Source organism: Shinella sp. HY16 (assembly GCF_028534175.1).
Lineage (GTDB): Bacteria > Pseudomonadota > Alphaproteobacteria > Rhizobiales > Rhizobiaceae > Shinella.
In genome coordinates this window covers 3,302,793-3,314,762 of sequence record NZ_JAHYXL010000001.1, presented here as the reverse complement: position 1 = coordinate 3,314,762, position 11,970 = coordinate 3,302,793, and the positions used below count along the sequence as shown (strand labels likewise).

Sequence of the window (11,970 nt, the reverse complement as noted above, 5' to 3'; positions counted from 1 at the left end):
CGCCTACTTTGCCGTGCTGCGATAGAGCGCAATCCAGTCGTCCGGGGCAATGCCCCGGCACTCGCCCATCATGCTGAAATGGGTTCGAACAAAGCCGTCCCGGGTCCAGGCATAGCCGCCAATGGCCCCGCAATCGCCGATGCCGCGCCCACGGGAGAAGAAATCGAGCCGTCCGGTTTTCGGGTCGAATTGCGCGTTGACCAGCATGTTCTCCATCATCTCCCCTGCGCCGGAGGGGAAGAGGGCGGGTTGTGCCGTCGCGGCATCGTCGCCCTCCACCGTCCAGAAGCCCGTGGTGACATTGTAGGCGCCGCGTGAACATGCCAAGCCGACAAGGCGGCGTGTACCATCGAGCAGCCACGCCTCGTCGAGGGCGGCAAGCGTCTCCTCGTCCTCGCACAGATCAGAATCGCGCCGCAGCATCTCCTGGCGCACCGCCTCGGCGAGCGCCTTGCCGGCATCGTCTGCAAGCACGCCATCCGGCACCTTGGCGGTGATGACCGGCAAAGCGAGAGCCGCAGGAACATGGCTGCCGCTCCCCTTGCGAATCAGGGCCGATGGGGTGTCGAGCCGACCCTGCTGCTCGTCGATCCACAGCATGGCGGCGACGGATCCGGAAAGCGAAACGTGCGCTGTCATGTCGGGAGTGCTGATCGAAAGCTGTGTTGCCTTGCGGGCCGCCGCGACAAAGGCCGACGCTTCGGCAGGCTGGAAGGTCAGTGAGATGGTGCCGCTATCGGTTCCGACCTGCGCCGCCTCGGCGGTAGCCGGAAAAGCGGTACCATCAAGTGTGAGCCGGAGGGGCACTGATACCGTTTTCCAGTCGCCGAGCACGCGGAGGACGAGCCGAACCGGCGCATCCGCCCCAGCAGCCCGATCGAGACGCAGATAGGCAATCGCATTGTCCTCGTCGTCGGGCAGAGACAGCGCCGTGCAGTGCCCGACATTGTCGCAGCCGGCCCTCCAGTCCCGAAACTCCCGTATCTCCGGCCCGCTCGCCATCGTTGCCGTCGACAGAAGGGAAAAACCTGCCGCCAGCGCGAATGGCACGAACACACCTGGCATCCCATTTCCAGTTCCGCACCGCATCGGCATCTCCCTTTCGCGGGGGCGACGCGAGAGGGCCTTTCGCCCGCGTGCCCGATTTCAGTGTCGCGGTTTCCGGCGACAAGATCAGCACGCGCGGCGACGACCGTCTATTCGGCACAAGAAAAGGATTTAGCGGCAGACCTGCCGCAATTTCGTTCAAGACCGAAGTGGATTCGAGTTGCGATCTGCAAGGTCAGCTCAATGAAAGGAATGCCTTTGATCACCTTCGGTTACTCCGCCGCCCTCAGACAGCAGTTCGGCGACCTTTCCTCACAGGTCATGCTTTTCACCGGTGTCACGGCCGTGGCCGATGTGTCCCGGCCGCAGCAGATGTTCACCCGCATCGCACAGCAACGCCTCGCCGAAGGACCCGAAGGCGAGTTCCCCGAGATTCAGGCATGGCGGCGGACCTTCGCGAAGATGGGCCTGAAGCCGACACAATACAGGTGCGCTTCGGAAGCCCTGCTTCGCCGGCTGCGAAAGGAAGAGGGGCTTCCATCCATCCATCCCCTCGTCGATCTCTGCAACGCGGTTTCCGTCGCCTTCGCCATCCCCATTGCGCTCTTCGACACCGAGAAGGTTCAAGGGCATCTCGAAGTGCGGCATGCCGTGGGAACAGAAATCTACGAGACCTTCTCTGGTGCCATCGAGACGCCGGATGCGGGGGAGGTGATTTTTGCGGACCGTACCGGACATGCCCATGCACGCCGTTGGTCCAACCGTCAGAGCGGCCGTTCCGTCATAAGGCCGCAAACGCGGTCCGTCCTTGTCGTCGCCGAAGCCTTTCACGATACTGCCGACGATGACCTCGCACGCTTGAAGGTGGCTCTCAGGCAAGCCTTGTCCGAAGCCTGGCCTCTCGGTGATCTCGTCGAGATATCCATGGCATGAATTTCGATTTCCACCGTTCTGCCCGTTGCAGGCACGCCCCGCTTTCGGGGGAGCGGAACGAAGGCTCTGTACGATGGGCGGCAACTGGGTTAGCAATCTTGAATTGATCTCTTTCAGTCCGAGCACACCGAAGCGGGTTTGCATTGAACGGAGGCGTCATGCGCGAATGCGACCTGGTCATGAAAGGCGGGATCACGTCAGGGGTGGTCTACCCGCACGCGATCGTGGAAATCGCCCGTGCCTACCGGCTGCGCAGCATCGGCGGGACTTCGGCCGGTGCCATCGCCGCAGCGGTGGCCGCCGCTGCGGAGTACCGCCGCGAGCGCTCGGCCGGCAAGAATGATTTTACCGGCTATGACGGCATTGTCGCCATTGCCGACGAGATCGGCCGTGACATGGCCTCGCTGTTCCAGCCCGCGCCGAAGTTGAAGCCCCTGTTCGACATCCTGATGGCCGCATCGGCCGCCGGCATTGCCGGCAAACCGATGGCAGTGATGAAGGCGATGCTTGCAGCCTATCGCGGCCGGGCGTTGACCGCAGCGGTCCTCGGCCTTGTCGTGGTGGTGGTTGGCATCTGCCGTTCGGACGTATCTCTTGCTGTCCTGGGGATCGTTGCCGGGATCGTCCTGCTGGTGACCGCCATGGGCTTGGCCCTGTGGCGTGCAGTCAAGGCCGACCTGCCGGCGCACGATTTCGGGATCTGCCCCGGCCTGACCCAGAAGGGCAATGGCAAGCCCGCGCTGACCGACTGGCTTGCGGACCGCATCGACAGGGTGGCCGGCAATCTCGACCCTGACGGCATTGCTGGCGACCCGCTTACTATCGGCCAGCTTGCCGATCACGGCATCGAGGTCGCAACCATGACGACCGACCTGTCGTCGGGCCGGCCCTACCAGCTGCCGCTGAAAAGCGACCACCACTATTTCTCCCGGCGCGAATTCGAGGCGCTTTTTCCAAAGCGCGTGGTTGATTATCTGGTCCGCGGCAGGGCGCCGCTGGCTGATGTCGGCCCGCAGCTCCCAGCCGATCTCTATCTGCTTGCCAGTGGCAGGGATTTCCCGGTCCTGCTGGTCGCGCGCATGAGCCTGAGCTTCCCGGGGCTGATCAGTGCGGTGCCGCTTTACCGTTTCGACGACCTGCTTCCCGAAGGGCCGGGCCGGTCAAAGGTGCGGCGCTGCCTGTTCTCGGATGGCGGCATCTCCAGCAACTTCCCCATCCATTTCTTCGATTCCTTCCTGCCGTCGCGGCCGACATTCGGCATTACGCTTTCCGCTTGGGAGGAGGCCCGTCACGGCGACGTGCGCGTCGAGCTCCCCAGTCATCCGCGCCAGAGCACGCACCTTCCTGTTCGGACCATCACCGGGATCGGTAATGCCTTGAGCTCGATCCTCAACACTGCGAAGGACTGGCAGGACACGCTGCAGTCGCTGCTGCCCGGCTACGCGGACCGTATCGTCGAGATCCGCCTCGACGAAAGCCGGGAGGGCGGCATGAACCTTGCGATGGACGAGAGCACCATCCGCCAGCTCGGTGACTATGGTCGTCAGGCGGGACGGGCCTTGGTCGAACGCTTCGATTTTGACGAACATCGCTGGCTGCGTGCGGTGTCGCTGATGCCCAAGCTGGAAGGCGCGCTGGACGGCATGGCGACCGCCTATCGCGCCCCACCTGCCGGTGGCGGGCCGATCTACGAAACGCTGCTGACCGACCACACCCCCCGCGCCTACAGGAATACCCAGAAATGGCGCGAGGAGGTGCTGGTGCCGTTTGTCACCGCTTTGGCCGGGATCGGCGAAAAGGCAGCCGACGCCCAGGCTGCGGACGGGGCTGGCTCTGTGCGCAAGGGTGCGGTGCCGAGCGCCGACAGCAATCTGCGCCTTGTCGCCGGTGCCGACCGTGCGCCGGTGCGCAAGACGTCGTCCTCCAACTAGGCGAAGGAGGAGCGGACGGTGTTCTTCTTCGATCATGGGAGCCGGGACCGGGTATTCCCCGGCAGCCTGCAAGGGCGAGACAGCGGGCTGCACGACATGACCGCCTATTATGCGCTCGATCGGAGGGAGCGCCTGCAGACCGATGTGCCCTGGGTCTGGAAGTCTCCGCTCGGGCGCGACGTTCTCGACGCGTTGGCAGCGCTTTCCTACGGCAAGTGCCCCTTCTGTGAGCAGGCCGATCGGCGGCTGCAGCCATACCGGTTTCGCCCGCCGGCCTATGCGACCCCGATGAAGCGGCCGGAAGACAGGGAATGTTACCTGTGGCTCGCCTTTCAATGGGAAAACCTTTTCCCGATCTGCGAGGGATGCCTGCCGCAAGACAAGGCCTATTTCCCCGTCGATGGCCCGCGCGCCGCGCCTCCTCCTTCCTCCCTGGCACCCTTCGGCACGGTGGGGCTGCAGATCGACGAGACGCCGCGCCTCTACTTTCCCGGTGAAGTCACGAAACCGGCCGCCGCCTTCAACATGAAGCTTGATGGTTTTCTGCTCGGCAAGAACCGCCGTGCCGAACCGACGATCGTCCAGTTCAATCTCAACCGTGCCGATCTCGTCCGCCGCCGCGCGGCAGCCTTGACGGGGTGGATCGGCGAGATACGCCGCGCTCCGCTCGCGTTCTTCGACCTTGCACGGTGGATGGAAGAGAACCGCTCCTACAAGGAAGTCGAATTCGGCGGAGCGCTCTACCTGCTTCTGCGCCGGATTGCGGACAAATTTTCCGGACGCTTCCAAGCATCCGGTCCGTTGTCCACCGAACGCATCGGCGCGACCCTCAGCAGCTGGTCTCGGCGGAGTGATTTTGCGGCGGCGGTGCGCGAAACCCTTCGCGAATTGCGCCGTGAAGACAAGGACATGGCACGGGGGCTGCAAGACACCAACGAACAGAAGGCAGTTTCCCAACCGCGCTCGGCACGCTCGCAACTCCGCGCCGCAACCATCAAGAACTACAAATCGTTGGAGGCGATCTCCTTCGCCTTGCCGGACCCGCCGCATGACCCGGCCATGGGCAGCAACCCCGACGAACTGCCGCCGACCCCATGCCTGCTCATCCTTGGAGAAAACTCGACCGGCAAGAGCTCGATCCTCGAAGCGATCGTGCTTGCCGCAATCCCGGAAGACATGCGTGACGAACTCGATCTGAACGGCCGCAACATGATGCTCAATCCGGAATACATGGGCGAAACCGGAACGAGCGCCACGCGTGACTGCCGTATCGAACTGGAGTTTCGCGACGGTGGCGGCACGAGCCTGACGATCGGTGCGAAGGATGGCCGCATGCGTACCCGATCGAAGCTGAAGAGCCTGCGGCCGCCGATCTTCGCCTATGGCGCACACCGGCTTTTCGGCAGGGCACGGCAGAAAAGCCATGCCCGCCGAATCGAGACGCTGTTCCGAAACGACCGCCAGATCTCCAACCCCGAGCCATGGCTTGCCGGATTGGCAAAGCGGCGGCCGGAGGCACTCGGCGAGGTGGTCAGCGCGCTGCGCCATATCATCCGCATCGACGGTGATTTCCGTGACATCGAGGTGAAGCCGGGCAAGGAAAGCGAAACCGGCCGTTGCATCATCAATGTGCGCAAGAAGAAGCAGGATGGCAGCGACTATATCGTGCCGCAGCGGCTCGACATCGTCTCGTCCGGTTATCGGGCCGTTCTGGCGCTGGTCTGCGACGTGCTCGAAGGGCTGATGGATGCCGCGCCGCATCTTTCCCCGCGTGACGCGCGCCATGGCGAGGCGATCGTGCTTGTCGACGAGATCGAAGCGCATCTGCATCCGCGCTGGAAATTGCAGATCGTTGCGGGCCTGCGCAAGGCGCTGCCGCGCGTTACCTTCATCTTCACGTCGCATGATCCGCTCTGTGTCAGGGGCATGCGCGACGGTGAGGTGATGATGCTGCACCGTTACCAGAACACCGGTGACGGCCCGAGTTCGATGCCCGAAGTGGTCGAGCGCGTTGCCGATTTCGATCATATCGAAACGATGACCGTCGAGCAGCTTCTGACCTCGGACATGTTCCAGCTCTTCTCGGCCGACGACCGGCGGACCGATCATACCTTTGCCGCGGTGGCCGACCTTCTGGCCCGCGACAGGAGCATCCTCGACGAAAGGGAGCGGGCCGTTCTGGCCGATTTCAACGCCGCCATCGCCGACGGATTGCTCTATGGCCGCACCGAGGTGACGCGCGTCGTTCAAGAGGCGGTCGCCGAGTACCTTGCGATGCGGCGCACCGCCGCCAGCACGCGCGTCAGTGCGGCCCGCGAGGCTGCGAAGACGGAAGTCAAAAAATTCCTTCAAGGATTGCTGGAATGAGGCGCGCCAACCGCTCGCTGGCAACGGAACCGGCGATCCTGCGCAAGCCGCGCCCGTCGGACGGCAAGTCCGAACTTCAGCTCGTCACGGAGCATATGGAAAGGATCGCGGCCGGGGAGAAACTGGAGGCGTTCGATTTCGCCCGATACAAGGAAGCGTCCGTCAAGACCGCCCTCGAGACGCTGTTCCATGGCAAATGTGCCTACTGCGAGAGCGTTTATGCCGGCCTCCAGCCGGTGGATGTCGAACACTACCGGCCCAAAGGCGAGGTCGAGGGCGCTCCCGGCCATCCCGGCTACTGGTGGCTGGCGATGGAGTGGAGCAACCTCCTGCCGAGCTGCATCGACTGCAACCGGCGCCGCAGTCAGAAGACGCCGAAGCCGGGCGAGGACCGGCTGGTCGCCTTGCGTGCCGAAGGTGATTTCGACCGCTCCCGCAGCATCCTGACCGGAAAGCAGAGCGCGTTCCCGCTCGAGGAGGGGAGTGTGCATGTAGCCCGCCCCGGCGACGACATCGAGGCCGAGAAGCGTCTCCTGCTCGACCCAACGCGTGACGACCCTGACCTGCACCTCGCCTTCCACGTTGATCGCGTGCACCTGATCAGCCTCATCCATCCAAAATCCCTCGATCCCGGCGGAGCCGCAGGTCTCCCCGATGCCTTGGCCGATCCTGCCGCGATCGCGAGCGCAGCCGTTGCGTCAAGGGTCAGCGCTGCGGGCGCGGTGTCGATCCAGGTCTACGGGCTGAACCGGCTTGGCTTGGTGCAGGCGCGCACGCGCGTGCTGCGCGACCTCGAGTTCCTTCTGGCAATGAGCCTGAACCTCCATGAGATCGCTGCGGACCTGGCCGAAAGGGTGGCAGCCCGATCGACCGAACTTGCCACCCTGCATGGCGCAGCAAGAGAGCGCCTTTCCGACGATATCGCCATGGATGAGCGAATTGCCGGCAAGATCGGCCGCTACGCGGAGGAGGCGCAGGCACGTATCCGCGAGATGGCCCAGCCGCAGGCCCCTTATTCAAGCCTGGTCCGCGCCTGGATAAGGGCCTACCTGGCGGAATAGGAAAGCCGAGGTCTGCCGGTTCTCTTTTCGGAAGAGAAACAACAGAAGCTATGCGGTGCTGTGACCCAAGGCTTTAAGTGGTCTGGCGGCTTTCAGAGACCAGGACAAGGCATTTCGACGGCTGGAGTGGGTCCGTTGCCGACGCTTCGGTGAACAGGAGCGAGGCACCGTTTCGAATACAAATCCTGAACCCAGGCATGTTGCGTAAACGGCAATACCTCCCCGGGATCGGGGAGGTGTACGCCTCCGGACGTCGTTGCGGCAGCCGTGTGCGGGATGCTCACGTCGCCGAAGTGGCGCCCAATCGATGGCCGCCTTGCGGGTCGAAGAGATGCAAGTGCGCGCTGTCGGGTAGGATGTGCACGGTTTCGCCGGGCCGGATATGCAGGCGGTCGCGGCCGAGATAGGTGAGCTTCTGCCCGGCCATGTCGAGTAGGAGCAGGGTTTCCGAACCGGTCTGCTCGACCACCACGACGGTTGCCGCCGTGCCCGCGGGATCGAGCGTCAGGTGCTCGGGTCGGATGCCGAGTACGGCCCGGGCGGTGTCTACAGCGGTGCCGGTTGGAGCCGACAGGCCGCAGCCGGCGACGAAATGCCCCCTTTCGATGCGCCCCTCGACGAAATTCATCGCCGGTGAGCCGATGAAGCCGGCGACGAACATGTTGGCGGGGCTGTCGTAGAGCTCGAGCGGCGATCCCACCTGCTCGACGATGCCCGCCCGCATGACGACGATCTTGTCTGCCATGGTCATCGCCTCGACCTGGTCATGGGTGACATAGACCGTCGTGGTGCCGAGGCGCTGGTGCAGCGCTTTGATTTCCGCACGCATCTGCACGCGCAGCTTGGCGTCGAGATTAGACAGGGGCTCGTCGAACAGGAAGACGCGCGGATCGCGCACGATGGCGCGGCCCATTGCGACACGCTGGCGCTGCCCGCCGGAGAGCTGGCGCGGCAGGCGGTCGAGCAGGGCCGAGAGGTCGAGGATCTCGGCGGCCGCCGCCACACGCCTCTCGATCTCCTCCTTCGGCTTGCCGGCAAGTTTCAGCGAGAAGCCCATGTTCTTCGCGACGGTCATGTGCGGATAGAGCGCGTAGTTCTGGAACACCATGGCGACGTCGCGCTGTTTCGGCGGGATGTCGTTGACGACACGCGCACCGATGCGGATCTCGCCGCCGGAAATGCCCTCCAGCCCGGCGATCATGCGCAAGAGGGTGGACTTGCCGCAGCCGGACGGGCCGACCAGCGCAACGAATTCGCCGTCCCTGACCTCGACATCGACGCCGCGCAGGACTTCTACGGCGCCATAGGACTTGCGGGCATCCCGGATCTGGACTTCAGCCACGGTCGCCTCCCGAGACGGTGTTGAATGCGAGGCGCGAAAAGGCTTCGGGCGGTGCCCCGTTTGCCTGCATCAGGCGGGTCATCAGGTCGGTGAGGCGCTTTTCTTCGTCGGGATCGGCGAGCGGCTTTTCCTGGCCGGGATCGCTCGCAAGGTCGTAGAGGCGCGTTTCGGATTCGAGCAGTGCCCCGGGGCCGTAATTGTTGTACATCGGCGAGCGCTCGATCACCGGCACCTTCAGCAGCGTCGCGCCCTTGGTGAAATCGAGCGGCGGCGAGAGTTCGACATTGGCCAGCTCGTCCGGTGAGAACGGCGAGAAGATATGTGTCGGCATCAGCGTGTACTGGTAGAGCTCCTGCTGTGACAGATCCTCCGGGAAGCGGTGATAGGTGTAGCGGCCGTCGGCGACATTCACCGCACCGCCGAAATAGCCGAACAGGGCGCCCTGGCGCGGCGATGTGCCGTCGGCCATTGCGCACAGGGAGAAGCCTTCGTTCTCGGCCGGTGGCGTGGCGCCGAAAAGGTCGAGGAAGGTGGCTGCCAGGTCGATCGACTGGCTGAGCGCCTCCGTGCGGCTTCCGGCGCGCTCGGCATGGCGGGGGTCGTGCAGGAAGAGCGGGATATGCGCCACTTCCTCATAGAGGTTCATGCGGTTCTTCGCCCAGAAATCGTGCTCGCCGAGCAGGAAGCCATGGTCGGTGGTGACGACGAGGGCGGTGTCCTTCCACAGGTCGTGACGGTCGAAGTAGTCGAGCAGTTCGCCAAGCAGGTGATCGCACATGGCCACCACCGCATAGTAGTTGGCGCGCAGCTCCTCGCATTCCTCGGGCAGCTCGTCGACACGGCCGTAGCGCGGCCAGTCGCGGATCGGGCCTTCCCAGCCGGTGTCGAACTGCGCCTTGAAGCGCTCCGGTGCCGTGAAGGGCTCGTGCGGATCGAAGGTCTCGATCTGCAGCATCCAGTTGTCGGCATCCCGGTTGCGGTCGAGGAAGTCGAAACCCTCGGCAAAGCAGCGCACGGACGGGAAATCCTTCTCTTCCTTGATGAACTCGCGGTTGATGATGTTCTGGCCGAAATAGGAGCGCCGCTGGTCGCTGAACTGGCGGGCATGGTATTTCTCGCGCAGGCGCTCCCAGTGCGGCTGCACCATCGCCTTCCAGCGATCGCCTTCCTGGCCGCGCACGAATTCATAGGAATCGTAGCGGTTGTGATAGGTCGCGCCGCCATCCTCCCAATAGTGGAAGTGGTCGGTCACCAGATGGCTGTAGGTACCGCATTCCCGATGCAGGATTTCGGGAAAGGCATTGTCGAAGGGCTCCAGCGGTCCCCAGCTCCGGTGCAGGAAGGTGAGGCGGCCGGTCAGCATGTCGCGCCTTGCCGGCATGCAGGGCAGGCTGCCGACATAGTGCTTGTCGTAGGTCACGCTGCGGGCGGCGAGCCGATCGAAATTCGGCGTGGGGATACGTGTTCCGCCATAGGGCCCCAGCAGGTGCCGGTTGAGGGAATCGAACAGGACAAAAACCGCCTTCATGCTATTTCACCGCTCCTTGCGTGAGGCCCTTGACGATGTAGCGCTGCGCAACGAGCAGCACGAGAATGGCCGGAACCATTGCCAGCGCGGCGCTGGCCGCCATCTGGGTGTATTGAATCTCGAAATCCTGGGCGAACTTGGCGATGGCGACTGGTACGGTGGCCGTCTGTTTCATCGTCAGCGTCAGGGCGACGGCGAATTCGTTCCAGGAGAAGATGAAGGTGAGGATCGACGTGGCCGCGAGGCCCGGCGTGATCAGCGGCAGGATGACATGCCACAGGATATGCGGCGTATCGGCTCCATCCATGATCGCGGCTTCCTCCAGCTCCTTCGGCACGTCGCGCACGAAGACAGCCATCAGCCAGATCGCCATCGGCAGGTTGAGCGTTGCATGGGCAAGGATCAGGCCGGTGAAGGTGTTTTCCAGCCCCACCGCTCGCGCCATGGAGAACCAGGCGCTTGCCAGCGCCACCGGCGGGATCATGTGGAAGATCATCGTCCAGGCGAGGAAGAGATGCACAGTCCAGGTCGGCCAGCGCATCCGGTTCAGCGAGAAGGCGGCAAGCGTGGCGACGACAACGCAAAGGACGGTGCTGACGACCCCGACGATGATCGAGTTGCGATAGTTGAGCAGGAAGTCGGAGGTCTTCGACCAGAGCACCTCGGCAAAGTTGCTGCCGATCGGTGTGAAGAGCACGTCCCCCATCAGAAGCGAGATCTGCGTGCGGAAACCGGCGGCGACGGTCCAGAAGATCGGCACGAGGACGAGGGCGGCGGTGACCGCCAGCACGATATGGACGGGAAGGGCGGAGTTGGTGCGCCGGCTCATGAGGCGGCTCCCGTGCGGCGGCGTGCCGAAAGGGCGACGACGAGAAGCAACGAGACGAGGAAGATGACGGCGACCGACATCGCCGAGCCGTAGCCCGCCTTGTCCTCGGTGAAGAAGCGCTGGTAGAGCGTGAAGCTGATCACCTCCGTCGAGGTGCCGGGGCCGCCGCTGGTGAGCAGGTAGACCTCGTCGAAGACCTTGAAGGCGAGCACGAGGCGGAAGGCGAAGGTGACGATGATCGTCGGGATCATCAATGGCAGCGTGACGTAGACCAGCTCCTGCCAGGCGCCTGCACCGTCCATCTTGGCGGCTTCGAAGACATCCTGCGGCAGGGATTCGAGCCCTGCGAGAAACAGGAGGAAGCAGAACGGCGTCCAGTGCCAGATATCGACGGCGATGACCGAGAGCAGCGCAGTCTCGGGACTGCCCAGCCAGTCGTGCGGCAAGATGCCAAGGAGGCCGAAGGCCTTGTTGACGAGGCCGAAATCGAAATTGAGCATCAGCTTCCAGATGGCGCCGATGACGATGCCGGGGATGAGGATCGGCAGGATGAAGATCGCCCTGTAAAGCACGCGGCCGCGCACGATCTTGGTGCAGAGCAGAGCCATGGCGAAGCCGAGGATCATCTGGCCAGCGACGGCGCCGAAGGCGAAGATCAGCGTATTGGAAATGCCGGCGCCGAAAAGGCTGTCGGAGAACAGCGCCTGGTAATGGGTAAGGCCCACCCAGCTGCGCACCTGCTGCCCGTCCGCCCAGGTGATGTTCTGGAAGCTGGTGAGGAACAGGTTCGCGATGGGAAGGACACTGAGGGCGAGCATCATAACGAGGGCAGGCCCGAAGGTCAGCCAGCGCCAGAGACGCTGGCCGCGGTCTTCGGAGACCTTTGCCGGCCGCCGCGGGGACGATGGTATCTGTGCTTGCGCGGCGGCCAT

Annotated in this window: 9 protein-coding genes; 4 read left to right on the top strand and 5 right to left on the bottom strand. The window is 63.9% G+C overall.

The genetic code is table 11. The features are described 5' to 3' along the window. Positions 1-3 precede the first annotated feature (3 nt). Positions 4-1,056: a DUF1176 domain-containing protein gene (locus K0P03_RS16330; protein WP_272790113.1), complete on the bottom strand. Its 1,053-nt coding sequence runs from the start codon at positions 1,054-1,056 to the stop codon at positions 4-6. A gap of 252 nt (positions 1,057-1,308) precedes the next feature. On the opposite strand from K0P03_RS16330, the gene K0P03_RS16325 reads away from it, so the two are divergent. The 4 genes from K0P03_RS16325 to K0P03_RS16310 all read left to right on the top strand — a co-directional run bounded on the left by K0P03_RS16325 (position 1,309) and on the right by K0P03_RS16310 (position 7,339). Further along, positions 1,309-1,980 carry a B3/B4 domain-containing protein gene (locus K0P03_RS16325; protein ID WP_272790497.1) on the top strand — a complete coding sequence of 224 codons (672 nt, stop codon included), beginning with the start codon at positions 1,309-1,311 and terminating at the stop codon, positions 1,978-1,980. A 158-nt stretch (positions 1,981-2,138) separates the two neighbouring features. Beyond that, positions 2,139-3,911 carry a patatin-like phospholipase family protein gene (locus K0P03_RS16320; protein ID WP_272790112.1) on the top strand — a complete coding sequence of 591 codons (1,773 nt, stop codon included), beginning with the start codon at positions 2,139-2,141 and terminating at the stop codon, positions 3,909-3,911. An 18-nt stretch (positions 3,912-3,929) separates the two neighbouring features. After that, entirely contained in the window at positions 3,930-6,278 is a 2,349-nt protein-coding gene (locus tag K0P03_RS16315) for an AAA family ATPase (protein WP_272790111.1), read from the top strand. Beyond that, positions 6,275-7,339, top strand: a complete 1,065-nt coding sequence (locus K0P03_RS16310) for a hypothetical protein (protein ID WP_272790110.1) — start codon at positions 6,275-6,277, stop codon at positions 7,337-7,339. Before K0P03_RS16315 ends, K0P03_RS16310 begins: the two co-directional genes overlap by 4 nt. A gap of 280 nt (positions 7,340-7,619) precedes the next feature. Here K0P03_RS16310 and K0P03_RS16305 read toward each other — a convergent pair whose 3' ends face one another. Genes K0P03_RS16305 through K0P03_RS16290 form a run of 4 tightly spaced genes read right to left on the bottom strand, consistent with a single transcriptional unit; the run spans position 7,620 to position 11,970 of the window. Next, a complete protein-coding gene (locus tag K0P03_RS16305) occupies positions 7,620-8,681 on the bottom strand; it encodes an ABC transporter ATP-binding protein (protein WP_050743612.1) in 1,062 nt (353 codons plus the stop codon). Beyond that, a complete protein-coding gene (locus K0P03_RS16300; RefSeq protein WP_272790109.1) occupies positions 8,674-10,209 on the bottom strand; it encodes a sulfatase in 1,536 nt (511 codons plus the stop codon). The genes K0P03_RS16305 and K0P03_RS16300 overlap by 8 nt, the downstream gene beginning before the upstream one ends. Position 10,210: 1 nt before the next feature. Further along, a complete protein-coding gene (locus tag K0P03_RS16295; RefSeq protein ID WP_130513928.1) occupies positions 10,211-11,038 on the bottom strand; it encodes a carbohydrate ABC transporter permease in 828 nt (275 codons plus the stop codon). Next, positions 11,035-11,970 (bottom strand): carbohydrate ABC transporter permease, encoded by a 936-nt coding sequence (locus tag K0P03_RS16290; RefSeq protein WP_272790108.1) that lies wholly within the window; start codon positions 11,968-11,970, stop codon positions 11,035-11,037. Before K0P03_RS16290 ends, K0P03_RS16295 begins: the two co-directional genes overlap by 4 nt.

What these genes read in the sequence shown, in the direction of transcription:
- K0P03_RS16320 (WP_272790112.1), top strand. Translation starts at nt 2,139, where the DNA reads ATGCGCGAATGCGACCTGGTCATGAAAGGCGGGATCACGTCAGGGGTG.
- K0P03_RS16310 (WP_272790110.1), top strand. Translation starts at nt 6,275, where the DNA reads ATGAGGCGCGCCAACCGCTCGCTGGCAACGGAACCGGCGATCCTGCGC.
- K0P03_RS16300 (WP_272790109.1), bottom strand. Translation starts at nt 10,209, where the DNA reads ATGAAGGCGGTTTTTGTCCTGTTCGATTCCCTCAACCGGCACCTGCTG.
- K0P03_RS16295 (WP_130513928.1), bottom strand. Translation starts at nt 11,038, where the DNA reads ATGAGCCGGCGCACCAACTCCGCCCTTCCCGTCCATATCGTGCTGGCG.
- K0P03_RS16290 (WP_272790108.1), bottom strand. Translation starts at nt 11,970, where the DNA reads ATGGCCGCCGCGCAAGCACAGATACCATCGTCCCCGCGGCGGCCGGCA.